21 protein-coding genes are annotated in these 23984 nt (G+C 47.0%); 9 read left to right on the forward strand and 12 right to left on the reverse strand.

Annotated features, from left to right (window positions below; all coding sequences use genetic code 11):
• Window positions 1–30: 30 nt before the first annotated feature.
• Window positions 31–717, forward strand: coding sequence for a TIGR01621 family pseudouridine synthase (locus H9J30_RS12515; RefSeq protein ID WP_240131305.1), 687 nt, complete (start codon window positions 31–33; stop codon window positions 715–717).
• Between the two features lie 4 nt (window positions 718–721).
• On the opposite strand, the gene H9J30_RS12520 is transcribed toward H9J30_RS12515, so the two are convergent.
• A complete protein-coding gene (locus H9J30_RS12520; RefSeq protein WP_240131306.1) occupies window positions 722–1900 on the reverse strand; it encodes a GGDEF domain-containing protein in 1179 nt (392 codons plus the stop codon).
• Window positions 1901–2094: 194 nt separating this feature from the next.
• Between H9J30_RS12520 and H9J30_RS12525 the strand changes: the two genes are divergently transcribed.
• Window positions 2095–2262 (forward strand): YqaE/Pmp3 family membrane protein, encoded by a 168-nt coding sequence (locus H9J30_RS12525; RefSeq protein ID WP_240131307.1) that lies wholly within the window; start codon window positions 2095–2097, stop codon window positions 2260–2262.
• A gap of 70 nt (window positions 2263–2332) precedes the next feature.
• On the opposite strand, the gene H9J30_RS12530 is transcribed toward H9J30_RS12525, so the two are convergent.
• A complete protein-coding gene (locus tag H9J30_RS12530) occupies window positions 2333–4507 on the reverse strand; it encodes a TonB-dependent receptor (RefSeq protein WP_240131308.1) in 2175 nt (724 codons plus the stop codon).
• A gap of 303 nt (window positions 4508–4810) precedes the next feature.
• On the opposite strand from H9J30_RS12530, the gene H9J30_RS12535 reads away from it, so the two are divergent.
• The gene (locus tag H9J30_RS12535; protein WP_240131309.1) at window positions 4811–5005 is read left to right on the forward strand and encodes a DUF2986 domain-containing protein; all 195 of its coding nucleotides are present in this window, start codon (window positions 4811–4813) and stop codon (window positions 5003–5005) included.
• 21 nt (window positions 5006–5026) lie between these two features.
• Here the strand turns inward: H9J30_RS12535 and H9J30_RS12540 are convergent, their stop codons facing one another.
• From H9J30_RS12540 to H9J30_RS12555, 4 genes are all read right to left on the reverse strand, one after another.
• A complete protein-coding gene (locus tag H9J30_RS12540) occupies window positions 5027–5539 on the reverse strand; it encodes a M23 family metallopeptidase (RefSeq protein ID WP_144345230.1) in 513 nt (170 codons plus the stop codon).
• Between the two features lie 23 nt (window positions 5540–5562).
• Window positions 5563–6144, reverse strand: coding sequence for a hypothetical protein (locus tag H9J30_RS12545; RefSeq protein WP_240131310.1), 582 nt, complete (start codon window positions 6142–6144; stop codon window positions 5563–5565).
• A 2-nt stretch (window positions 6145–6146) separates the two neighbouring features.
• A complete protein-coding gene (locus tag H9J30_RS12550; protein WP_240131311.1) occupies window positions 6147–6809 on the reverse strand; it encodes a CHAP domain-containing protein in 663 nt (220 codons plus the stop codon).
• A 212-nt stretch (window positions 6810–7021) separates the two neighbouring features.
• Complete coding sequence (locus tag H9J30_RS12555; RefSeq protein ID WP_240131312.1) at window positions 7022–8365, reverse strand: anaerobic C4-dicarboxylate transporter; 1344 nt, start codon at window positions 8363–8365, stop codon at window positions 7022–7024.
• A gap of 280 nt (window positions 8366–8645) precedes the next feature.
• On the opposite strand from H9J30_RS12555, the gene H9J30_RS12560 reads away from it, so the two are divergent.
• Both H9J30_RS12560 and H9J30_RS12565 read left to right on the forward strand, forming a co-directional pair.
• Window positions 8646–9824 (forward strand): PrnB family protein, encoded by a 1179-nt coding sequence (locus tag H9J30_RS12560; RefSeq protein WP_240131313.1) that lies wholly within the window; start codon window positions 8646–8648, stop codon window positions 9822–9824.
• A gap of 4 nt (window positions 9825–9828) precedes the next feature.
• Window positions 9829–10953, forward strand: coding sequence for an aminotransferase class V-fold PLP-dependent enzyme (locus H9J30_RS12565; RefSeq protein WP_240131314.1), 1125 nt, complete (start codon window positions 9829–9831; stop codon window positions 10951–10953).
• A gap of 144 nt (window positions 10954–11097) precedes the next feature.
• Here the strand turns inward: H9J30_RS12565 and H9J30_RS12570 are convergent, their stop codons facing one another.
• Window positions 11098–11424 carry a YceK/YidQ family lipoprotein gene (locus tag H9J30_RS12570; RefSeq protein ID WP_240131315.1) on the reverse strand — a complete coding sequence of 109 codons (327 nt, stop codon included), beginning with the start codon at window positions 11422–11424 and terminating at the stop codon, window positions 11098–11100.
• 550 nt (window positions 11425–11974) lie between these two features.
• On the opposite strand from H9J30_RS12570, the gene H9J30_RS12575 reads away from it, so the two are divergent.
• On the forward strand, window positions 11975–12247 hold the full coding sequence (locus tag H9J30_RS12575) for a CBU_0592 family membrane protein (protein WP_240131316.1): 273 nt from the start codon (window positions 11975–11977) through the stop codon (window positions 12245–12247).
• Between the two features lie 245 nt (window positions 12248–12492).
• Here the strand turns inward: H9J30_RS12575 and glnA are convergent, their stop codons facing one another.
• Window positions 12493–13902 carry a glutamate--ammonia ligase gene (gene glnA / locus H9J30_RS12580; RefSeq protein WP_240131317.1) on the reverse strand — a complete coding sequence of 470 codons (1410 nt, stop codon included), beginning with the start codon at window positions 13900–13902 and terminating at the stop codon, window positions 12493–12495.
• 954 nt (window positions 13903–14856) lie between these two features.
• On the opposite strand from glnA, the gene typA reads away from it, so the two are divergent.
• Entirely contained in the window at window positions 14857–16668 is a 1812-nt protein-coding gene (gene typA, locus H9J30_RS12585; RefSeq protein ID WP_240131318.1) for a translational GTPase TypA, read from the forward strand.
• 84 nt (window positions 16669–16752) lie between these two features.
• On the opposite strand, the gene H9J30_RS12590 is transcribed toward typA, so the two are convergent.
• Window positions 16753–17787, reverse strand: a complete 1035-nt coding sequence (locus H9J30_RS12590) for a diguanylate cyclase (protein ID WP_240131319.1) — start codon at window positions 17785–17787, stop codon at window positions 16753–16755.
• 365 nt (window positions 17788–18152) lie between these two features.
• On the opposite strand from H9J30_RS12590, the gene katG reads away from it, so the two are divergent.
• A complete protein-coding gene (katG, locus tag H9J30_RS12595; protein WP_240131320.1) occupies window positions 18153–20339 on the forward strand; it encodes a catalase/peroxidase HPI in 2187 nt (728 codons plus the stop codon).
• 113 nt (window positions 20340–20452) lie between these two features.
• Here katG and H9J30_RS12600 read toward each other — a convergent pair whose 3' ends face one another.
• The 3 genes from H9J30_RS12600 to H9J30_RS12610 form a co-directional block, all read right to left on the reverse strand.
• Window positions 20453–21667 carry a 4Fe-4S binding protein gene (locus H9J30_RS12600; protein WP_240131321.1) on the reverse strand — a complete coding sequence of 405 codons (1215 nt, stop codon included), beginning with the start codon at window positions 21665–21667 and terminating at the stop codon, window positions 20453–20455.
• Window positions 21668–21977: 310 nt separating this feature from the next.
• A complete protein-coding gene (locus tag H9J30_RS12605) occupies window positions 21978–22631 on the reverse strand; it encodes a DUF2959 domain-containing protein (protein WP_240131322.1) in 654 nt (217 codons plus the stop codon).
• Window positions 22632–22660: 29 nt separating this feature from the next.
• Window positions 22661–22882: a hypothetical protein gene (locus H9J30_RS12610; protein ID WP_240131323.1), complete on the reverse strand. Its 222-nt coding sequence runs from the start codon at window positions 22880–22882 to the stop codon at window positions 22661–22663.
• Between the two features lie 81 nt (window positions 22883–22963).
• Between H9J30_RS12610 and H9J30_RS12615 the strand changes: the two genes are divergently transcribed.
• On the forward strand, window positions 22964–23977 hold the full coding sequence (locus H9J30_RS12615) for a virulence factor BrkB family protein (protein ID WP_240131324.1): 1014 nt from the start codon (window positions 22964–22966) through the stop codon (window positions 23975–23977).
• Window positions 23978–23984 lie beyond the last annotated feature (7 nt).

The following is a 23984-nucleotide window of genomic DNA, read 5'->3' on the forward strand; positions in this document are numbered from 1 at the left end:
CTATATCCGCGTGACACTGTTGAGAACTCCATGTACCAAATCATAGCCGATGAGGCTGATTTCCTTGTTATTTCTAAATCGCCAAATGTGCATTTTCACAGTCAAGACGGCAGTGCTGGTGTCGTTGCACAGCTCGAGCAGGATTTAGGCATCAAGCTGTTTGCCGTGCATCGGCTCGATACGCCAACTTCAGGCCTGTTGCTGTTAGCAAAGCATCCCGCGGCAGCGCGGCAGTTCACTGAGCTTTTTAGTGCCCACCAAGTGCAAAAATACTATCTTGCCCTCGCCAAAGGTAAACCTAAAAAGAAGCAAGGCTGGGTGATTGGCGATATGGCTAAATCCCGTCGCAGCATGTTTAAGTTGCTTAGAACAAAAGAAAACCCCGCAGTAACGCAATTTTTCTCCACCAGTGTAGCTGATGGGCTAAGGCTCTATTTGCTCAAACCCCATTCGGGTAAAACCCATCAGTTGCGCGTTGCTCTTGCTAGCCTTGGGGTGCCGATTTTGGGTGATGCCCTTTATGGTGTTGATGTGGCAGACCGTTGCTATCTGCATGCCTATTGCCTGCATTTTCGTTATCGACATGAGGATGGCACTTGGCAGGATTATGCGTATCTCGATAGGCCGCAGCAGGGTGAGCTCTTTTTAACAGAGAAGGTCAGCGAGGCGCTTGCCCTTTGGCAAGCGCCAGCAACCTTAGATTGGCCTGAGCGATAGGTTTTTATTGGGTGGATAAGGCTTGGCAGATCCGGTCCCTCCCTTCGGATTTCGCGCGGTACATGGCATGATCGGCCTCAATCAGCAGTTTGTCCGGCTGACATCCTTGGTAAATAGTGGCGTAACCAATACTGGCATAAAGCTGGATTTCTTGCCCTTGGCATTGAAGCGGATTCTCCCTCAGTATCCGATGTAGTTTGTCCGCAACAACTCTGGCCGCTTGCGCGCTTGTGGCGGGGAGTAACACTAAAAACTCCTCGCCACCATGGCGACAGAGCACATCGTATTCTCGTAATGTACTGCTGAATAATCTTGCTGCTGTGAGTAGTGCGAGATCACCAACATCATGCCCATATTGATCGTTAATTTGTTTGAAGTGATCGAGGTCGAGCAAAATTACGCTATAAGGCTCATGATGTTTTTGCCAACGTTGGTGAATTGCCGTAAGCCTCTTTTGCATCGCACGTCGATTCCACAAACCTGTAAGCTGATCTTTTTCAGCTAATATTCTGATTTTGCTAACAAGACGAGTCATTGCGTTACCAATCATCACAATATTTATGAGTAGGGCGAGGAAAACATAAAACCAAAGTACTGGCACTGCATCAGCAGTGTACATGGCGATAAATATCTGTGCTTCGCTAGGGGAAAACAGTGCGATAAAAAAGCGAATACAGAAGATGGCTACCATTGCGATTAATGGCATCACCATAGCTGCCGCGACCTTGTTCCCTGTGTCTTTCATAATCGCGCTGTAATTGTCCCTTGTTAACATCATAAAAGACAGCGCTGCATTTACTGAAAACAGCATGGCGAGTATGGATTCCGAGTGATAGTTTGGCGGAACCATCAACATGAGTGCAGCGGTGATCGCAAGGATTGTAAGATCGAACCTTGCGCTGTGCTGCAATCGGAACAGGTATTGCGTGCCCCACCGCAGCATAATAAATCCGAGTAAAATAGCGATATCTGCGCAAAACCAGTAGAGGTAACTATCTGATTCTGTTCGCTGGGTGTTGAGTGTAATACCGATGAGAACACAAATATTGGCAAGGGAAAAACGCATGCTGGCTAAGGTGGCAATTTTTAATGGTTTTGCGATTAATCCCCATGCAATGGCTGCTGTACCCGTCAGCAGACAGATAAATTTAATCAGTAAAAGGGCTTGGGGATCAAATTCCATGGCAACGTTCAATTTTCCTTTAACTATAGATGGCTTTTGGTATTTTTGTTGAAAGGGTTGAATGTTAATTGAAGGCGAGTTCGAAAGCGACTTAAGCAAAGCAGTTGATAATGAAGTGGTTGCAAACCAGCGCACTAACTGCGAAGTTAGCAACTGCTCACTCGTCACTCATTACGGTTTAAGGATGGCCAGCCATGGATACAAACAAATTACTATTAGTCATTATTGCGATTCTATTGCCTCCCGTTGCGGTATTTTTAAAAGCGGGCGCAGGCAAAGAACTGCTAATTAACATTGTGCTGTGTATATTTTTCTGGTTTCCCGGTTTGCTCCATGCCTTATGGGTGGTTACAAAGGAATAGCGCGTTTCAATGAGCCAATAAAAAGCGCAACCTAGGTTGCGCTTGTTTTTACAGTCAATGAACGTGCTAATTAAAATGCCACGGTATAGCCCAAGGTGGCGGTACGGCCCATGCCTTTGAAATAACGATCATTTGTACCCATGGTTTGTGAGTAGTAGTTGAAATAATCCTTATTAAACAGGTTTTGTACACCAATGCTTAGGGTGCCAGTGTAGAGCGGCATCGAGAATGACGCATCGACAGTGGTGTAACCATCAAACTCGGCATATTTAGCACCTTTGGCATTTTCAAAATCACGGTCCATAAAGTAGTTGGCTTGAACACGTGTCGACATTTCATTATCGAAGTTGTGGGTCCAGAATAAGTTGATACGATTTGGTGAAATATTGGCGCCATCGAGATCGGTATCGACCTTGTTATCGCCGTTTACATCGTATTCGCCGCGCTGCAGGGCGATGTTCATCCCCAAATCATCATTGCTTGTCAGGTAAGCGGTGACATTGGCTTCGATACCATCAATGACACTTTTCTCACGTTTTACATCGTAAAAACCGTCGCTGTTTAAGGCTAAACGGGCACCAAAATCGGTGGCTGAACGGTAGTAAGCAATCTTGGCACTTAAGAAACTACCTTGATAATCTGCGCCCAATTCAACGTTATCGGTCACGATTGGGGTTAAGGCTAAAGAGTCGTTAATGCTTGGATTCGCGCCAGGGAAACTGTTGCCGTCACGTAGAATACGGCCAATGTCTGGCATGCCAAAACCTTGGTTGTAGCTAGTGTAAACGCGGATATCCGGCGTGATTTTATAGGATAAACCGACATTGAATAAGGTTTCATCGAAGGTCGCTTCGCCCCCCGCAATTTGCTTATTACCAGCACCATAGAGGGTTTTGTAGTCATCAACATTGAGGGTGGCGTGTTCGTAACGCACACCGGTTGATAAGGTTAAATCTTTAATTAAATCATAGTCTAACTGCAGGTACGGTGCGAAGTTATCATAGGTGCTTTCAGGCACCCAAGAGAAGCCTGTTTTCACTAAGTCCTGCTCAGTCGTATCGCGGAATAGGTCGATACCATAGGCGGCATCGATGCCCGTATCAGCAATGTTTTTAGCGATTAAGGAGGTTTTTAGGCCCCACTTAACCGAAGAGTTGCGCGATTGCTCGTAGTATAAGTGCTCGCCTTTACTATTTACGCCACACTGAACCACCTGATCGCTGCCTTCAAAGGAAGGATCGTAGAAGCTATCGAAGCAACCTCCACCGTATACGGCTTTAAAGTCCTGATTAAACAATTGCATACTCAGTTGTTGGCCAGCAATATTTTCGTGACTGTAGGTCAAACTCGTGGTGGTGACTTCGTTATTAGCTGCTTCCCAGGGTTGTTTTTGTTCCACTGCACCGGTTGGAATACCGTTGGGTTTATTACCTGCAACAGCCATCCAGTCGCCATTGTTATCCATGTTGTAATGGTTAACCATCAGCTCTAAGCGTGACTCAGTAAAGTTGTGACCTAACTTAATAAAGAAGTCTTTACTCTGGCTATCCATGGACTCGCCTTGCGTGGTGTCCACCCCAATCACATCGTGATTGGCATCGTAGTAAACCCCGTTATTGCGATAGCTCACCGAGCCTAGCATATCGATCAATTCAGACTCGCCTGAAAACGCATAGCTGGCACCAAAACTGACACCGTTAGATTTGAGCGAGTCAGGCACTGTGACATCAAAGCTGGCGACGTGCTGGTTATCACCTGTGGGCTTTTTGGTGATGTAGTTAATAATACCGCCCTGTGCGCCTAAGCCGTGCATCGCATTGGCACCGTGAATAATTTCGATGCGTTCAATCATCGCAGGATCAATAGTTTGTCCTGAGCGGCCACCACTGCGCAGCGGGTTAGATTGCGGCACGCCATCGATCATAATTAATGGTGCACGACCACGCAGAGTTTCACCCGTATTGCTCATCTTTTGGCGGCTGGGTGAAAAGCTTGGCGCTAAGTTACCAATAATGGTCGACAGATCTTTGGTGGTGCGGAACTGCTCTTCGAGTTGCACGCGGTCGATAATGGTCACCGTATTGGGGATTGAGCTTGGCGATTTATCCATTCGGCTCGCAGTCACGGTAATTCTTTCGATGTCTTTGTTTTTATTTATTTCCGTGTCGGATTTTTCTTGTGCAATAGCGGATTGGGTGAGTGCCGCAAATACGGCGAGGGCAACAAAAGAGGTTTTGAACGTCATATAACTTCCTGCTAAGGGCGAGTGAGTTTGCTTCACCGTATCCTTGGCATCAGACTATTCCGTTAAACAACATTGCAAATGATAACGATTTTTATTGTCGCTGATTTTAAGGAAGTGAATTGGGCTTGTCTAGTCGCGTTGTAAATAAAATGCAGAGGAAAAGTGGCATTCTGTAGGAGTTGTGATTGGCCTAACAAATAGGTGCATTTAGATTGATGGTTTATGCGGCGGCCTATTTCCCTGATTTGTTGCCGAGTTAAAGGAAGATTATAATGGTCGCCTTTTTCTCGCCTTGGTGCCCATATGAACCGTAAAAAGAAAATTAATCAAACGCTTAAGCAGAAGGCGAAAAAGGCCAATGCCAAGTTACATAACAGCAATAAGCCCAAATATATTTCGAAAGCCGATCGGGCGGCGCAGGCCATCGCAGTAGAAACCGAACTTGCATCGCCTATTGCGCTAGTTGCAGCAGAGATCGTCGCTAACGAGAATGCTTAACTGATTAACCTTAAGTCAGCTCTACTTAGGGTCTAAATAGTCGATTGGATTTAAGTAAAACGCCTTCTTATATCCTTGAGTTGAAGTGTCTATTCGCCAAGGTCTTGGGAACAGGCTTAAAATGGAATAGTGCAAATGGGGCGGTTTACCTTGAGCATTGCCTGTGCTGCCGACGGTACCGAGCACATCTCCGCGCCCCGCAAATAAGCCTGTCGATGTATCAATACTATCGAGGTGAGCAAAATAATGGATTTGCCACTTTGGTCCGAGTCCAACGATCACCTTACCGCCCTTAAAAAACTCCCCCTTATACAAAAGTAACATGGGCGTTGGCGCGATAACGGGGGTATTCGTGGCTGCAAAAATATCGATGCCCTTATGTGTGCCCGAACTTCCCCAAGGCTCATACCAAAAGGTTTGGCTATTCCAATCCTTATTCGTGGCACCTTTTACGGGGATAATCGGCTGCTCAGGCACTAGGCATCCGGCAAGGATAAAAAGGGCGATAACGAGGGTGATATATTTCAGTTTCATTGTTTACCTCTTACAGCTCGCGTTTAGTGAAACTCACTGAATTCACGCCAGTTTGTGGGATATTGCAGGCGCTCAGTTTCCCCAAGTGATAACCAGTAGGGTCGCCAAAATGCATCGCACCAAAAGCCAATATTCCCCTGCAGACTCCCCAGTGTATCAGGATCGACATCGGGAAAACTTTCCCAAGGAGCAGGCGGCATGGCCTTAAATGCAATAAGCTGTTGCAATAGATTAATATCATTGGTGATGAGTAGTACGCAGGACCCTGCAAAATCAGCATATTGCTGTAAAAATACCGTTGTCTGTTGGCTGGTGTGATGCAGCACGCCATTAAATGGCGCGTCAGAACCTACAATTTGCTCTAATCCCGCCCGGTACAGTAAAGTGTCGAGTCGCTGTTTATCTTCATCATTCAACAAGCAATGGAGTTGATAGGCGGATAATTCAGTCTGAGCTGTTGGCGTGACTAAGGGATAAGCTTGGTGGAGAGGCAAAGAGAGACTAGGCGTTGCCGATGCACCAAAGAGTGTTTGAAGATCAGTTTCCTGCAAGCTGGTTTTCGCTTTTATGCCCAGTTGCTGCTTTAGCCAGTTAATGATCCCCACACCTATTCCTTAATGACCATTACGGGGTCGATAAAGCCGCTATTCTCAGTTACCACATCGGGTCTGGTTTCCCAGCGCAACCAACCTTTGGCGCGAGGCGCATCGATATACCAGAGGCCTGCTTGTTGTATTAACGGAAAATATTCCCGTGATGGTGCAAATGGGCCGGGGTTTTGCTGGGCAATTTCGATACCGTTGTCTGTTACGGCCGCGATGATGGCAACATGGCCATAGGGATTTAAAATCCATGGTGCAAAGACCAGCAAATCATCAGCCATAGGTTTGCTTTGGCTGCCATTGGTAAATTGGCGCAGCGCACGTTTTTCATTCCAACTGCCATCAGTGAGCAGATTATCGAAGAAGTCTCGAGCGTGCCCAAAACTGTCAGGCATTTGGTGCTGATATCGTTGGTAAAAGTAGCGCTTAACAAATTCTACGCATTGATATTTTATGCCGAGGTTATAGCCGTCGAGAGAGAGGTTGCGTCCCTCATTCGTATTGACGCCGCCGTTATAGTAAATCTCGACCCCATTGAGGGAGTCGATAACATCACCCACTTGGTGATCAGTGTTGAAGTTATAGCGTGTAAGCCACTGATAACCGAGAAAACTGAAGCTAAGCCCCAGACTCACACTCAGTATCCATAAGCGAAAACCTTTAGCCATCTTTAGTACTACATTCTCAAAAGATAAATTGATTCAGCAAGATATAAGGCTGGATTGTATGCTGCTGTTGCTAAAGACGTCTAGCTGATAAGGGGATTTAGCGGGAGCTTAATACTTTCGTACAGAGCATTTTCATCTCTTTCAATAAATCAGGCCGATAACAATGAGGCGTTATCGACCTGACTATATGTGCTTATTAACGCAAACCAACTTTACAGTAGCGTAGTTGCCAGCAGATAACCCACGGTTGAGGCGGTACCAACACCAATCAGTCCTGGGATAATAAAGCTGTGGTTAATGATGAACTTACCAATTTTAGTGGTGCCAGAACGGTCGAAACCGATGCAGGCCAAATCGCTTGGATAAGTTGGCAATACAAAGTAGCCATAGCTGGCGGGTAAAAATGCAATTAACAGCTTAGGATCCACGCCTAAAGCCAATCCCATCGGTGCGATTGCGGTGAGCGCAGCCGCTTGGCTGTTGACCAGTTTAGAGATTAAAAACAGCACTAGGGCATAGGTCCAAGGCTGGTTTTGCACAACATGGGAGAGGTTTTCCTTCAGCACATCCATATGGCTAATAAAGTAAGTATCACTCATCCACGCCACGCCAAAAACTGAGAAAATCGCCACCATACCCGCTTTAAAAACCGGACCATTGGCAATCTCAGCCGGTTTGACTTTGCAGCTCATCAAGATAAAGGCGCCGGCGATCAACATCATCATTTGGATCACTAGATTCATCGACAGTGGCGCTAGCTTGCCTTTTTCTTCAAATACTGGGCGCAGCTCACTAAAGGAGCCGAGCAATACCACGGCGGCGATAGCGGCAAAGAAGATCCCCGTTGCCCAATACGATTCCTTGGGGAAGGTTTGATTTAGCAGCGTTTCGCCCTTGTCGTAGATAAAGGCTCTTTGCACAGGATCTTGAATTCGTTCTTGAAACTCTTCGTCTTTATCTAAATCTTTGCCACGACGTAGGCTCCACAGTGCTGCCACTAACACACCGCAAAGGGATGCGGGAACGGACACCATTAAAATGTCCAGCATGCTATAGGCATGACCGACGCCCTGCTGCGCCGCCAAAATCGATACCATAGAAACGACGGCAACCGATACGGGCGAAGCACAAATTGCCATTTGCGATGCGACCGAGGCAACAGCCATCGGGCGTTCTGGACGAATGTTTTTCTTTAGGGCGATATCAGAGATAATCGGGAACATGGTGTAAACCACATGGCCCGTGCCGCACAAAAAGGTCAGTGTCCACGTGGTTAATGGTGCCAGAATGGTAATGTATTGCGGATGGCGGCGCAGTAAGCGTTCGGCAAACTGCATCATCACATCTAAGCCGCCCGCGGTTTGCAGTACTGCGGCACAGCCGATAACCGCAAGAATGGTTAACATTACTTGCACTGGTGGTTGTCCGGGGGCAAGGCCAAAGACAAACGTCAGTAAAAACAAGCCAATACCACTAATCAGCCCGAGACCCATGCCGCCATAGCGGGTGCCCAGCAGTAAGCAGCCGAGTACGACAATAAATTCCATTAAAATCATTTTGCTTTACCCCAGCGGAACCTGCCGCACTATTTGTATTAGGACTACCTGTATTTGGCGCTATTTTGCGAGGCGATTGGCTTTAAGAACTTGCGCTGGCGCAAGGTGTAAATAAAAAGTGGCATTAGATTTTTCATAAATTTGAGCTAGCGCTAGAAACGCACTGCCAAAAGTTGCATCCTTGTTAACTCGGAAGCGCTAATGACGCCTGCAGCCAAGTAAAAATGCCCTAGTACTTGCTCCGGTAAAAATAACCATAACAATCGCCAAGGATGTCCAAGTGAAACCTGCCACCTATAATACTGAAGCCTTCGATGAGTGGATCCGCAGTCGCTTTGTGGAACTCAACTCGCAGCTTGAACAGCTTTACTACCAGCAAACGGACCGTGCTAATGTGCAAGGGGTTGGCACTGAGCTTAAACACGCATTGGAAAGTGAAGGGCGCGAGCTTGTCAAAGCGTTGCTCGATGAAGGCAATACCGATGAAGGCTTTGACAGTGCCTTTGATTTACTTGGCAATGTTGGCCTGTATATGGCCGCCTGTCGTCGCCACGAAATTACCGAGCCAACGCGGGAAACCACCTCGCCACTCCTCGAAGCTTCGGCGCTGGCGATGCATATCGGCGCCTCGATTGGGGTCACGCCGCGCTTTGCTACTGCCCATTTAACCACCCATAACCGCGCCCATAATGGTATCTACAAACGTTTTACCGATCTGCCCGATGAAAAGCTGTTTGTGGATTACAACACAAAAGGCATTTTGGCCTATAAGCGTGCAAGTGATGCGCTATTAAAAATTCAGCCTTTGGGGATTTCTCACCCTATTAGCCATGATTTACTGCGGGTGACTAAACAAGCGCTACAGGATGTGATTGAGTCAAACCAGCAATTATTCAAGCGCTTAGATACTGATCGTTTCTTCTACTGCGTTCGACCTTATTACAAACCTTATCGGGTCGGTTCTGTGGTGTATCGAGGCGCTAATGCGGGTGACTTTGCCGGGATTAACGTTATCGATTTAACCCTAGGTTTATGTTTTGCCAACGAAGCATCTTATTCGCAAATGTTGGTGGATAAGTTTTTATACATGATGCCGGAGGATCAACAAATCCTGCGGGAATGCATGCGCCGCCCTAATTTGATGGATGACTTTTTGCAAGCCAAGGGCAGTGTTCATCAGGACTGGTATCAAGAAAACCTCAAGCTGTTTATCGAAGTCTGTGAATTGCATGGGCAAACTGCGATTCAACATCACAATGAATTAGTAACTAAATATATTGCTGAGCCTTCGGTCAGCATGGAACAACAACATTTAGCCAAAGTGACCGCCAGTGGCCCACCATTGCATGTACTGCTCGCCTCCCTTGAGCGTTTAAGGGATAGACGCGCCGCCGTATTACGTGACGATATTCGCACCCGTTATTACGATTTGAAAAAACTCAAAGACAGTTTGAGGTAAGGCCATGCTGCTAAATGTAAAACAGGATTTTTGCCTTGCCGGCCCTGGTTATCTGCTTAACCATTCTGTGGGGCGACCGCTTAAATCAACCGAGCAGGCGCTGAAGCAGGCATTTTTTGCGCCATGGCAGGAGTCTGGGCGTGAGCCTTGGGGTCAATGGCTAGGTGTAATCGATAACTTTACTGCTGCGCTGGCGAGCTTGTTCCAAGGGCTGCCACAGGATTTTTGCCCGCAGGTGAACTTATCAAGTGCCTTGAGCAAAATCGTGATGTCCCTTGGCAGATTAACGCGCGATGGCGGCGCCGTGGTGCTGATGAGCGAAATTGATTTTCCCAGCATGGGATTCGCCCTTAAAAAGGCATTGCCCGCAAGCTGCGAATTGCGCTTTATTCCCAAGAGTTTAGATGTTACCGACCCCAATGTGTGGGACGCGCATATCTGCGACGATGTCGATTTGGTCTTTGTCAGTCACGCCTATTCAAACACAGGACAACAAGCACCCCTCGCGCAGATTATCCCCCTTGCCCGTGAGCGTGGCTGTTTGAGCCTTGTTGATGTGGCGCAATCGGCGGGGATTTTGCCGCTGGATTTAGCCAAGTTACAACCGGATTTTATGATTGGCTCGAGTGTGAAGTGGTTATGCTCCGGCCCTGGCGCAGCGTATCTGTGGATTAATCCGGCCATCTTGCCCGAATGTCAGCCGCAGGATGTGGGCTGGTTTAGCCATGAAAATCCCTTCGAATTTGATATTCATGATTTTCGCTACCATCCAACGGCGTTGCGGTTTTGGGGCGGTACGCCTTCCATCGCTCCCTACGCTATTGCCGCCCATAGTATTCGCTATTTTGCCAAGATTGGCTCACAGGTCATGCGTGAACATAACCTGCAACTGATGGAGCCAGTGGTGCAGACATTGGATAAAGAGCTGGTTTCGCCACGGGAAGTGGACAAACGTAGCGGCACGCTGATTTTGCAATTTGGCGAGCGGCAGCCGCACATAATGGCTGCTTTGGCTGAGGCAAATATCAGTGTCGATGCCCGCAGTTTAGGGATACGCGTATCGCCGCATATTTATAACGATAAGGCCGATATCCTAAGGTTGCTGGAGGTAATAAAAGCCCATCGGTAACGGATTGAACTTAGCTTACTCGGCCGACACGCCGTAATTGCCTCGAACAGGGAGTATGGCTATGGTGCGCCAAGGCGACCCCTAATACCCGATGTCGTTAACCCATGCCCTGAGGCTGAGGTCATTTATGGGTGGCGAATATGCTTAAATGCTGTAGTTATAGCGGCAGAACATAGAACGCGGGGTTCGTAGCTTGGGATTGCTGGGCGTGATAGCCAAATCGACGGGCAGCATCACAGTATCGACGATCAGCGAGCTACCCATATCTACCAGTGTCAGGGGGATAGTAAACAGTAGCAGTGGCGGGGCGGATAACGCAGAAACTATCGCACACTCCTCGCCATTATCGACCGCCGTTTGAACACTGGAGAAAGAATGCCCCCAAGTTGAATCGGCTCCCATCCTCGATGTTATTGTTGCGCATCCCGTGAGAGACCAGCACACAATCAACCAAACCAACCAACGCATCATAACCACTCCATTGTTTATATGTGATTGTTTATATATGAAAAACGGCATTGCTTCGGTAGAGGACTCACCAGAACAACTAAGCGCGTTAGTCGTGTGGAACCAGAGCTGGCTGTATTCGACGCTAACGTTTTCTGTTTCAGCGGCATTCTAACGATATGATCATCCCTGTCAAATATTCAGCAATAGTAACAAGATCTAACCAACCTAAATAACCTAGTTGTTAACTGCGACGATGTATTGGTTCAGCGTTAACCAAGGTGCCTCGTAAGCTGAGCTCTCGCAGCTTAGAGATACGTGGATCGCCGCATATCCATTAAAAATATCCCAGCGGCAAAGCAATTTAGTAGGCATATTTACCATGTGTTATAAGGTCAATACCACGGCATTGGCCTGCAATATTTGTGGTGTGATTTGATGTGGTGTGAATCAGATTCGCCTTGTGTAGTTTATATATTAAAATTTCGTTCAATTTACCCTGTGACACAGGGGGAGCTTGGTAACAGTCGTTCTTTATGTTGTTCTACATGATAAATAAAAGAGTGGTAATAAATTGTTTTATAAAAAAATTAATACATTTTTGAACGCAAATATGCGGGCCTTAGAAATGGTTGGCGTCCTAATGCGGATATTTAGTTTTTCGCTTGTTAGTTGGCTTGGCCCTGAAAGTCCTTTTATGTTTGTTTGGATTTTCAACACAATAGATGCTGTTTTACTAACATGGTGTGCCGCTTTGCGCAAAGATGCCGCTTATACCTTACTCAATGGTTTTTGGATTTTGATTGGTATTATCGGGATCGTAAGGGCTGGCGGATTGATCCACTAATTTTTCTTATTCATGTCAGTGAATCACTCTGTACCAGACTGATTCACGCTATTCCTTTAAACCCGTGCTATTACGGCAGTTTTTCCCTTGATATGAATCATACCTTTAACGAATTGATTCAACGGTAGTTTGCGTTGCTTGCATCCACAAAATAGCGATACAAAAAAGCCCCGACAGCAAAACTGTTGGGGCTTTTATACTTTATGCATGCATTTATACAGTGAGTAGTTGCATGCTGTTAGCCATTACAGGCTGTAGTACATTTCAAACTCTAATGGGTGAGTTGTACGTGCTACACGCTCAGCTTCTGCAGATTTCAGTGCAATGTAAGACTGGATGAAATCTTCGCTAAATACACCACCGCGAGTTAAGAATTCGTGGTCAGCTTGCAGGTTCTCAAGGGCGTTTTCTAATGAAGTCGCTACTTGTGGGATTTCAGCCGCTTCTTCTGCTGGCAGATCGTACAAATCTTTATCCATTGCTTCGCCTGGATGGATCTTGTTTTGGATACCATCAATACCTGCCATCAGCAGTGCTGCGAAACCTAAGTATGGGTTTGCATGTGGATCTGGGAAGCGAGTTTCGATACGGCGACCTTTAGGGCTTGGTACCACTGGAATACGAATTGAAGCAGAGCGGTTACGCGCTGAGTAAGCTAGCATAACTGGCGCTTCGAAGTGTGGTACTAAACGCTTATAAGAGTTGGTGCTTGGGTTAGTGAAAGCGTTCAGCGCGCGAGCGTGCTTGATGATACCACCGATGTAGTACAGTGCAGTTTCACTTAAGCCTGCGTATTTGTCACCGGCGAACAGGTTCACGCCATCTTTAGACAGAGATTGGTGAACGTGCATACCGCTACCGTTGTCGCCAACGATTGGCTTAGGCATGAAAGTCGCAGTTTTACCGTAGGCGTGGGCCATGTTGTGTACTACGTACTTCAGGATCTGGATTTCGTCCGCTTTTTTAGTCAGGGTATTGAAGCGAGTAGCGATTTCGTTTTGACCAGCAGTGGCCACTTCATGGTGGTGAGCTTCAACCACTTGACCCATTTCTTCAAGCACTAAACACATAGCACTACGTAGATCTTGTGATGAGTCAACTGGTGCCACTGGGAAGTAACCACCTTTCACGAATGGACGGTGACCGGTGTTGCCGCCTTCGTAGCTAGTGCCTGAGTTCCAAGCTGCTTCTTTTGCGTCGATTTTAACGAAACAACCAGACATGTCAGTACCGAAACGGACATCGTCGAACAAGAAGAATTCGGGTTCTGGTCCAACTAATACTGTGTCAGCAATACCAGTTGAGCGTAAGTATTCTTCCGCTTTTTTAGCGATAGAACGTGGGTCGCGATCGTAACCAGTCATTGTGCCTGGTTCGAGGACGTCACAGCGGATCAGTGCAGTGGTTTCTTCGGTGAATGGGTCTAACACAAATGTCGTTGGGTCAGGCATCAGCACCATGTCTGATTCGTTAATGCCTTTCCAGCCAGCGATTGACGAGCCGTCAAACATTTTACCGTCTTCGAAGAAGTCAGCGTCTACCTGATGAGCAGGGATAGATACGTGCTGCTCTTTACCTTTGGTGTCGGTAAAACGTAAATCAACAAACTTAACTTCTAATTCTTCAAGTTGCTTTAAAACTGATTCAACTGACATTCTCAAGTCTCCGGTAGGGTAAAGGGATGTCCCTTCTATAATCTTTTAACTCAAGTTGTGCTTGAGCAAACTTACGAGTTATATAGCGATATCCATGCCAACAATTTAACTTGTTGATATTTATGGGGTATGTTTTTTATTGCACCAGGTTAAACTCTTGGTTGCACTGTGTTGGTGCGTTTGTATGTGGCATTTTGGTGCATTCATCCATTTTGGTGCGCCTGATTCGTATCCCATTTTAGTGCAGTGACGATAAGCGCAAGCTTGCTTGGCTCATTGCAACCCATATTCAAGCTAAACTGCATGCCTGTTACCGTCGATTCTACTAAGCAAAGCGGAATGAATTTAGCACATTAGTGAGTCTAGATAACCGCTTAAGCTCACTGCTTTAACCGTTTGCCATAATGTCACAAAACTATGGAATGCTGAGTTGTTTTTTGTAAACTAATTTGGATTTGATTTAATAAATAATACTTTATTGTCAATATGTTAGTTAGGCTGTTCGTTGCTGCGAATAGAGTTTGTTGAAACTGCGTCTAAAACCATCTGCGCCAGCATATATGCATGATGGTTTTGCGCCTTGATATGCTTGGGCTAAAAAGCTTGGCAGCTTAACTTGGGTTATTCGCTATACTTATTGCGGCCTTGAGCGCATAGTCTGCAATGACATTTCAGTGAAGAATAGTGATTTCAGCTGGTTAGCCATGTTAGCGTCAAGATAAAGTGGCAAATTGCCTGCTCTTTAACGGTGCATTTGGGTGATTTGTCTTATCGCCATAATTGATTCGATAGCATGGGGCTCAAAAAATTGTTTTATAAGTGTTCAAAAATAATCCTGTGCGATATGGCCGCTCTGGAGTAGAATGTCACGCTTTTTTATGGCGACTCAACGTAGATTGCTGTAACGAATATTGTAATATCCCTAATTTTTGTTTGATGGTAAGAGGTTTATCCGTGCTAGAGAATTTACGTAACATCGCCATTATTGCGCACGTTGACCATGGCAAAACGACCCTGGTTGACAAGCTGCTGTCGCAATCAGGAACCCTTGCAACCCGGGGAGAAGCTACTGAGCGGGTGATGGACTCCAACGATCTTGAAAAGGAGCGTGGAATCACGATTCTGGCAAAGAACACTGCCATCAAGTGGAACGACTACCGCATTAACATCGTAGACACCCCTGGTCACGCCGACTTCGGTGGTGAGGTTGAGCGTGTTCTGTCTATGGTCGACTCAGTGTTACTGCTGGTTGACGCCGTTGATGGTCCAATGCCACAGACTCGCTTTGTAACCAAAAAAGCGTTTGCTCAAGGCTTAAAGCCAATCGTTGTTATCAACAAGATTGACCGCCCAGGTGCTCGTCCTGATTGGGTTATCGACCAAGTATTCGACCTGTTCGACAACTTAGGTGCGACTGATGAACAATTAGATTTCCCAATCGTTTATGCCTCTGCATTAAACGGTTTTGCAACCTTGGATCCGGATGAAGTGAGCGAAGATATGACGCCACTGTTCCAGACTATCGTTGAAAAAGTATCCCCACCTGCAGCTGACGCTGAAGGTGCGTTCCAGATGCAAATTTCTCAGCTTGATTACAACTCATATGTAGGTGTTATCGGTGTAGGTCGCATCAAGCGTGGCAGCATCAAAGCTAACCAACAGGTGAGCGTAATCGGTGCTGACGGTAAAGTGCGCAATGGTAAAATGGGCCAAGTATTAGGTTACATGGGCTTAGAGCGTACTGAAGTTGATGTCGCTAACGCGGGTGACATCGTGGCGATTACTGGTTTAGGTGAGCTGAAAATCTCTGATACCGTGTGTGCTGCTGGTAATGTTGAAGCGCTGCCACCATTGTCTGTTGACGAGCCAACACTGACCATGACTTTCCAAGTCAACACTTCACCTTTTGCGGGTAAAGAAGGTAAGTACGTGACTTCACGTAACATTCTTGAGCGTCTGCAACAGGAATTAGTGCACAACGTGGCACTGCGTGTTGAAGAAACCGACAGCCCAGACCGTTTCGCGGTATCTGGCCGTGGTGAATTACACTTATCTATCCTGATCGAAAACATGCGTCGTGAAGGTTACGAATTAGCAGTTTCTCGCCCAGAAGTTATCTTAAAAACCATCGATGGTGAACTGTGTGAACCATACGAAACCCTGACCGTTGACGTTGAAGAAGAACATCAAGGTACAGTGATTGAGAAGCTGGGTATCCGTAAAGCTGAAATGAAAGACATGCAGCTTGACGGTAAAGGCCGCGTGCGCGTTGACTTTATCATCCCAAGCCGTGGCTTAATCGGTTTCCAAACTGAGTTCTTAACGGCAACTTCAGGTACGGGTCTGATTTACCACTCATTCGATCACTACGGTCCGCACAAAGGTGGCGATATCGGTCAACGCGCTAACGGCGTATTGATCTCTAACGCAACGGGTAAGGCACTGACATTCGCACTGTTCGGTCTGCAGGACCGCGGTCGTCTGTTTATTGGCCACGCTGCCGAAGTTTACGAAGGTCAAGTTGTGGGTATCCACTCACGTTCAAACGACCTGACAGTTAACTGTCTGAAAGGTAAGCAGCTGACTAACATGCGTGCTTCTGGTACTGACGAAGCTCAGGTTCTGACTACGCCAATCACTTTAACTCTTGAGCAAGCGCTTGAGTTTATTGATGATGACGAATTAGTTGAAGTGACACCTAAGAGCATCCGTGTTCGTAAGAAACACTTAACTGAAAACGACCGTAAGCGCGCTAGCCGCGGCTAATGGTGGTTGTGGCGACCACAAAGTGATCGCCTACAGTGAATGAATAAAGCCCCGCTAAGGCAACTTAGCGGGGCTTTTTAATGGTTATATTTGAGCTCCATTAGGTGGTGCTGAGCGTATGCAGTTACGGCCTGTAGACTTAGCCAAGTAAAGGGCAGTATCTGCTTGGTGGACTAATTCAAGGGCGTTATGTTTATTTGAGGGGAGTAAACACGCGACCCCCACGCTGACGGTGACAATGCCTAGGTTGGTTTTAATATGGGGAATAGCAAGCGATTGGATAAGTTGATGTACCTGCTTGGCTGTATCGAGTGCCGTTTGCAGATCCGTATTGGGGAGTAAAATAACAAATTCTTCGCCGCCATAGCGTGCGACCAATTCACCCGCCCGACGACCAAATTGAGATAAGCCGTTCGCCAGCATTTTGAGACAGTCATCTCCAGCGAGGTGGCCATAAAAATCATTAAATAATTTAAAGTGATCAATATCTAGCATGATAAGAGAAACGGGGGTGTTGCTACGTTGTCCACGGCTCCATTCCTTTTGTAGCATTTGATCAAACAATCTACGGTTGCCAATATTGGTTAATCCATCGGTATTACTGAGTTTTTCTAGCCTGTTATTTGCTTCTGCAAGTTCATAGGTTCGCGCTTGGATAATGGACTCTAGCTCTCGATTGCGCTCTTCTAAACTTGTCATTGGATAAATTTCACCTTTTTTGGCTATGCCATAGGGAATCGAAATTCCACTATGGACGATTTTCCAATCTTTGCTTTCTTGCTGAAAAACCAGCACTAATCTTGCTGTTTCTTGGCTGAGTATCGAGTCTGGAATGGGGAGATGAATATGAAAAAATGCAGTAATAACAATAATATCTTCAGTAAGATCCTGTAGTGATAGATCTAACATCTCAATACGGATCCGTTCGGGGACTTGGGCGAAGTCCTGACGGGTTATTTTTATCCATTCATCTTTACTGGTGACAAGGATATCACTGCTACCTGCATAACCACTAAAATTATCACTAAAACGGGCTGTGAGCTTGTCGTCCCGTGAGGCGTACATCTCAATATATTCATCAAAAAGTGACTGCATAAGTTGCAAGCGTCTCTGCCGCATGGGTTCACTCCGATTAAGAGGATATAAACGTATTCTTGTTCTTATTTGAGATGAGTATTGACGATAAACTCGTCCCGCGGTCTGATTAAAATCAATCTAGTGATGTAAAAATCACGGATAGTGTGATCTTAGCCTGTTTTTTGAGCTATGGTTTGATGTTCTCGTTACTGTCTCCTCGCTTTAATTGCTTAAGTTTGAAATGTTGTCATGTTGTTCATTTAGTATACAGATTGAAAAGTGCATTAATCGTCATTTTGGATCAATGCAGAAGGGATTAATGCAAACGCTAAAACGCTCAACCAGATTAGCCTAATGACACCGTAAAGTGTCATTCCCTTCGTTAGCCATAAGTAAAGGAATATCCCATGGATAAGACTCAAAGCTCTCAAGGTAAATGCCCCGTGATGCATGGGGCAAATTCTGTAGTTGCCAGCAACAATATGGACTGGTGGCCTAAGGCCCTTAACCTCGATATCTTGCATCAGCATGATAAGAAGACAGATCCCATGGATCCCAACTTTAACTACCGCGATGCCTTCAACAGCCTCGATTTAGCCGCGGTGAAGCGCGACCTTAATGCCTTAATGACCGATAGCCAAGATTGGTGGCCAGCCGATTGGGGGCATTATGGTGGCTTGATGATCCGTATGGCATGGCACTCGGCGGGGACCTATCGGATTGCCGATGGCCGTGGCGGTGCGGGGACGGGTAATCAACGCTTTGCCCCACTCAACAGCTGGCCCGATAACGCCAACCTTGATAAAGCCCGCCGCTTATTGTGGCCGATTAAGAAAAAGTACGGCAATAAACTCTCATGGGCAGATTTGATGATCCTCGCGGGTAATGTGGCCTACGAGTCTATGGGCTTAAAAACCTATGGATTTGCCGGCGGTCGAGAGGATATTTGGCACCCAGAGAAGGACATTTATTGGGGCTCTGAAAAACAATGGCTTGCGCCAAGTGATAATCCTAACAGCCGTTATTCGGGCGCGCGTGACCTTGAAAATCCCTTAGCCGCCGTAATGATGGGGCTGATTTATGTGAATCCTGAAGGGGTTGATGGTAAACCCGATCCCGTGCGCACCGCTCAAGATGTGCGTGTCACTTTTGCACGGATGGCGATGAATGATGAAGAAACCGTGGCCTTAACCGCTGGCGGCCACACTGTCGGTAAATGCCATGGTAATGGTAAGGCGCAGGATCTTGGCCCCGAGCCTGAGGGGGAGGATATTGAAGCACAAGGGTTGGGCTGGCTTAATAAGCACGGTAGAGGAGTTGGCCGAAATACCGTTACTAGCGGTATTGAAGGGGCTTGGACTACCTATCCGACCCAATGGGATAACGGCTATTTCAAACTGTTACTCAGTTATGACTGGGAGCTGAAAAAGAGCCCGGCCGGAGCGTGGCAATGGGAACCGATTAATATTAAGGAAGACGATAAACCCGTTGATGTAGAAGATCCTTCCATTCGTTATAACCCCATCATGACCGATGCCGATATGGCGATGAAGATGGACCCCGAATATCGCAAAATATCCGAGAAGTTTTATCAAGATCCCGCCTATTTCTCCGAGGTGTTTGCCCGTGCTTGGTTTAAGTTAACTCACCGTGATCTTGGGCCTAAGAGCCGTTATTTAGGTCCAGAAGTCCCGAGTGAAGAGTTGATTTGGCAAGACCCCATCCCAACCGTTGATTATCGTTTAGATGCCAGTGAGATTGTCGAACTTAAGGCTAAATTATTGGCCTCAGGGCTCAGCGTATCCGAGTTAGTGGCGACCGCTTGGGATAGCGCCCGCACCTTCCGTGGCTCGGATTTCCGTGGTGGCGCCAATGGCGCACGAATTCGTTTAGCGCCACAAAAAGATTGGCAGGCCAACGAACCCGAGCGGCTGCAAAAAGTGCTTAAAGCATTGACAGAATTGCAGGCAAGCTTAAGCAAAAAGGTCAGTATTGCCGACTTGATTGTCCTCGGTGGCGTAGCGGCAATTGAAAAGGCCGCCCACGCTGCTGGCGTGAATATCACAGTGCCTTTCATGCCTGGCCGTGGTGATGCCACACAGGAAATGACCGATGTGGAATCCTTTGCTGTGCTTGAACCTTTGCACGATGCGTACCGAAACTGGCTGAAAAAAGATTATGTGGTTCAGGCTGAGGAAATGATGCTTGATCGCACGCAACTGCTGGGATTAACCGCCCATGAGATGACGGTACTGATAGGTGGCATGCGAGTATTGGGCACTAACCATGGCGGTACGCGTCATGGTGTGTTTACCGATAAAGTGGGTGTATTAAGTAATGATTTCTTTGTCAATCTCACCGACATGGCCTACAACTGGAACCCCGTTGGAACTAACCTGTATGAAGTTGTTGAGCGCAAAACTGGCGCAGTGAAGTGGACGGCAACCCGCGTCGATTTAGTGTTTGGCTCTAACTCTGTGCTGCGCGCTTACGCCGAGGTGTATGCACAGGATGATGCCAAAGAGAAGTTTGTGCATGATTTTGTGGCTGCTTGGACCAAGGTAATGAATGCCGACAGGTTCGATCTGGCTTAGTCACTAGCGCTTAAACTAGGGCGTGTTGACGTTTCAGGACGGGACACCGCCAAAATAAAAGGTGCAGCCAAAGCTGCACCTTTTTTATGCCTACTTATATGTAAATCAAATCGTTAATGGCCAACTCGATCAATCACTTGGATAAGTTCCATTCGGATACTATCCGGTGTTTGGCTATGCCAAAATCCGGCTAAATAGGCTGTCAGTGGTAGCGCAAATAGTGCCAATAATAACAAGACTAACAATCCCTTATGGCTAACTCTGTGGCCAGATTTAAGGCTAAAACCGAGCGCTGCCGATTTAGGACAGGCGGCCACGCAGCGCATGCAGGCTTGGCATTCGTCGCTGCGAACCGTGGTTTTGGTATGCACTATGATATTGGCGGGGCAGGCGCGGGTGCATTTATCGCACTTCATGCCCTTGGCTTCGATCAAGCAGTGCTGAGTGTTGCGGCGGATCTTGAGTGGACTGGCAAAGCTTAATAGTCCGAGCATGGCGCCATAGGGACATAAATAACGGCAAAAACCTTGGCGACGCCACGCGGCTAAGACGAGAATAAAACCAAAGCAGGCTAAGGTAATGAGCCCTGGCGTGACAAAAAACAGCGCCATCTTAAGGTCGGCAATCTTATGGTAGTTACCCTGCAGATAATAGGGAATCGACTCGCTTGGCATACCGATCACAATGTAAAAAAGCGCCAGCAGCAATAGATACTTAAGCATTCTAAGCGGCCAGTCTAGCCATGCGGGGGGCGCGAGTTCTGCTTTGATAAAACGTTTGCGTAAGGCGTAGAGATATTCCCCTGCTAAGCCTAATGGGCAGGCCCAGCCACAGAAGGCGCGTTTGCAGAGCAAGCCTGTGAGTAGCACGGCGGCGAGCATCACGGCCGCAGCGGGATGGGTTTGGTCCCACAGGTTGAGCGTGACTATGGCTTTTAATTCAATCCCGCCGGCGATAGGCAAAAAGGCATCGACAACATCGGGGCGCATTAACCAAGGCGTGACCCCTTGTTTGAGTTGGATGGCATTAATGCAGTATTGAATGGCGACTAAAAACAGTGAGAGCGCGAGCAGGTGTTGGCAGCCTTCACGCAGGGCGTTGATTTTTATCTCGGCCTTAAATTCAGCAGGCACGAGTTTATGGGCAAGTATGCTAAGTGGCAGAGCAATGAGGAGAGCAAGTGCTAGCGGCCAATACTGGCTAACGGCCACTGCGCCGATACTTAACAGTAAGGTTACCACCGTGCCCCATTTTTTACCGCTCCAATAGCTTAGGGAGGCGATATACATCAGGGCCAACATTAGGGTAAGGGATTCAATAAAGGTCATGTTAATACTGCAAATAGAATACACGTATTCAATCTGAGCAATCTTTTGTAGATAAGTTTTTGAGCCTAAAGTGAATTTGTGCGTTAGATCCAATATTGATTGAATTATCACACTAAAGCGCGCCATCGCTCACAAAGCTAAAAATCTTAGCCTTGCACAAACGAAACTGGGAATGCAGGAAGGATAAAATCAACAGCAAACCGCCATCACTGCTTGCCGAGGTGTTTAGGGGGGGCGAGCATCAGTGCTAAGCTGTTAATTCAGATTGGTTTGACGGAATTAACAGCCAGTTTAAGCAAGCTAAATGGCCTTACCCTTTTGCGTTCTCAAGGGCCTCGATAAATCGAGTCGATTCCTGGATAGACTTGTTCATCTCTTTGATTAAGCCTGAGATATCTGTTTGTAAGCTAGCAAATTCGCCTTTAATCGCGCCAATCGCTTGGGCATTCAAGTTATGCTTTAAATACAGCATATTGTCTTTCATGGCAGTGAGGATGGGCGGCATTTTAGCTTCGGCGCGGCGCATGGTTTTGATCAACTGCTCGTAGGAGCGGCGGGTTTCCTTGAGCTTAGTTTCGCTGTTGCGGCGTAGGCTCGCTTTGCTGATCTCACCAATTTCCGTTTGCCACTCATCGAATAGCGCCTCGGCAACATCTTCGACCTTGTTGATGCGATTACTTACATCATCGGCGGCACTTTGGGCTGACTCGTATTCATCTTTAGCCTTGTTATAGGCCTTTTCGAGGTTGCCACCATTGTGGTTGAGTAGGGCTTGCATCTCTTCGAGTGCTGAGCTGAACTCTTTTTGCGCATCTTCTTGGGATTCTTTTGCGGCTTTCACTCTGTCGACCATAATGTCGCGTTTGTGGTAGCCCACTTTTTCCATGGCACCGTAATAGGCTGTTTGACAGCCCGTCAGCAATAGCGTTGCTGCGATTAGGCTAGAGGTGATCAATCTTTTCATGGGGTATTCCGTCACTGAGTCAGGTGAAATTAGTCGGCCTTAAAGCGGGCCGCATCGATAATGCTCCAGAGGTGAAAGATAGCACCTATTACCGCAGGTACAATTAACCACCAAAGGGCGTAGCCGACCACAGTGACCACGAAGAATAGTAATGCAGCCAAAACTCGTCCTTGTAGTAGTTGGCCTAGACCGGGAAAAAACAGACTTGCGATTGCGGCGATTACATTGCCAGTGGATCCTTGTTGTGACATCAATTCACTCCTTAGACTTGTAAATTCAGTGTTTATTGTACGAAGATAACGAGTCTACACCAACAGAATCAAGAGAAACCCGTGACTAAGAAGATAGATCTGGCACAAATTCGAGTCTTATTCCTTGGCATATGGCACTTTCTGCTGCATTTACGCCAGCGTTTAGTTGAAGATCAAATCAATATTCGTGCCGGCCACTTGGCGTATGTCACCCTGTTATCCCTTGTGCCTATGGTGGCCGTGACTATGTCGATGCTCTCGGCTTTCCCTGTGTTTAAGGGGATCCGTGGCCAAATCGAGGCCTTTGTTTACGAGAATTTTCTACCCGCTGCGGGCGATACGGTACAAGTCTATATCAATGAATTTGTGGGTAATGCCTCTAAAGGCACTGCCGTGGGGATCGCGGCCTTAGTCGTGGTAGCTATTATGCTGATTTCCGCTATCGATAAGTCGCTGAATAATATCTGGCGTACTAAGGAAAAACGTTCTGTGGTCGTAGCATTTTCCATGTATTGGATGGTGATTACCTTAGGACCTGTGCTGGTGGGCGCGAGCTTAGTGGCGACCTCCTACGTCGTGTCGCTAAAACTGTTTGAAGGTGATGCTTTATCTGGCGTGATGCCGCTGTTTATCGAGCGTTTGCCGCTGTTATTTTCGGTGGCTGCATTTTTACTCTTGTATATGGTGGTGCCAAACCAAAAGGTGAAGTTTTGGCACGCGCTGTTGGGCGCTGTGGTGGCGGCGCTGCTATTCGAATTGGGGAAAAAGGGCTTTGCCTTTTATGTGACTAAATTCCCGAGCTACGAAGCCATTTATGGTGCGCTGGCGACCATTCCTATCCTATTCGTTTGGGTGTATTTATCCTGGATGATCGTGCTGCTGGGCGCCGAAATTACCGCGGCCATGCCCGAGTATTTGGACTATGAGTCCAGTAGCGATATCAACGAACTTAACCTCGATGGTCAGCCTTTAGCGGCGCAGGATGCACCCGCCGTGCCGCCAGAAACCACATCAGCCCAATCAAGCCAAGTGCTTGAGATAAAAGCTGAACTTTCCGAAAGCGCGCCGCAATCGCCTACACAGGATAAGCCGTAGCGAAGTT

Source organism: Shewanella cutis (genome assembly GCF_022410515.1).
Taxonomy (GTDB): Bacteria; Pseudomonadota; Gammaproteobacteria; order Enterobacterales; family Shewanellaceae; genus Shewanella; species Shewanella cutis.

Bases quoted from the DNA above. Each gene is read 5' to 3' on its own strand.
- H9J30_RS12515 (WP_240131305.1), top strand. From the start codon at position 31: ATGTACCAAATCATAGCCGATGAGGCTGATTTCCTTGTTATTTCTAAA.
- H9J30_RS12520 (WP_240131306.1), bottom strand. From the start codon at position 1,900: ATGGAATTTGATCCCCAAGCCCTTTTACTGATTAAATTTATCTGTCTG.
- H9J30_RS12525 (WP_240131307.1), top strand. From the start codon at position 2,095: ATGGATACAAACAAATTACTATTAGTCATTATTGCGATTCTATTGCCT.
- H9J30_RS12530 (WP_240131308.1), bottom strand. From the start codon at position 4,507: ATGACGTTCAAAACCTCTTTTGTTGCCCTCGCCGTATTTGCGGCACTC.
- H9J30_RS12535 (WP_240131309.1), top strand. From the start codon at position 4,811: ATGAACCGTAAAAAGAAAATTAATCAAACGCTTAAGCAGAAGGCGAAA.
- H9J30_RS12540 (WP_144345230.1), bottom strand. From the start codon at position 5,539: ATGAAACTGAAATATATCACCCTCGTTATCGCCCTTTTTATCCTTGCC.
- H9J30_RS12550 (WP_240131311.1), bottom strand. From the start codon at position 6,809: ATGGCTAAAGGTTTTCGCTTATGGATACTGAGTGTGAGTCTGGGGCTT.
- H9J30_RS12555 (WP_240131312.1), bottom strand. From the start codon at position 8,365: ATGATTTTAATGGAATTTATTGTCGTACTCGGCTGCTTACTGCTGGGC.
- H9J30_RS12565 (WP_240131314.1), top strand. From the start codon at position 9,829: ATGCTGCTAAATGTAAAACAGGATTTTTGCCTTGCCGGCCCTGGTTAT.
- H9J30_RS12570 (WP_240131315.1), bottom strand. From the start codon at position 11,424: ATGATGCGTTGGTTGGTTTGGTTGATTGTGTGCTGGTCTCTCACGGGA.
- glnA (WP_240131317.1), bottom strand. From the start codon at position 13,902: ATGTCAGTTGAATCAGTTTTAAAGCAACTTGAAGAATTAGAAGTTAAG.
- H9J30_RS12590 (WP_240131319.1), bottom strand. From the start codon at position 17,787: ATGCGGCAGAGACGCTTGCAACTTATGCAGTCACTTTTTGATGAATAT.
- katG (WP_240131320.1), top strand. From the start codon at position 18,153: ATGGATAAGACTCAAAGCTCTCAAGGTAAATGCCCCGTGATGCATGGG.
- H9J30_RS12600 (WP_240131321.1), bottom strand. From the start codon at position 21,667: ATGACCTTTATTGAATCCCTTACCCTAATGTTGGCCCTGATGTATATC.
- H9J30_RS12605 (WP_240131322.1), bottom strand. From the start codon at position 22,631: ATGAAAAGATTGATCACCTCTAGCCTAATCGCAGCAACGCTATTGCTG.
- H9J30_RS12610 (WP_240131323.1), bottom strand. From the start codon at position 22,882: ATGTCACAACAAGGATCCACTGGCAATGTAATCGCCGCAATCGCAAGT.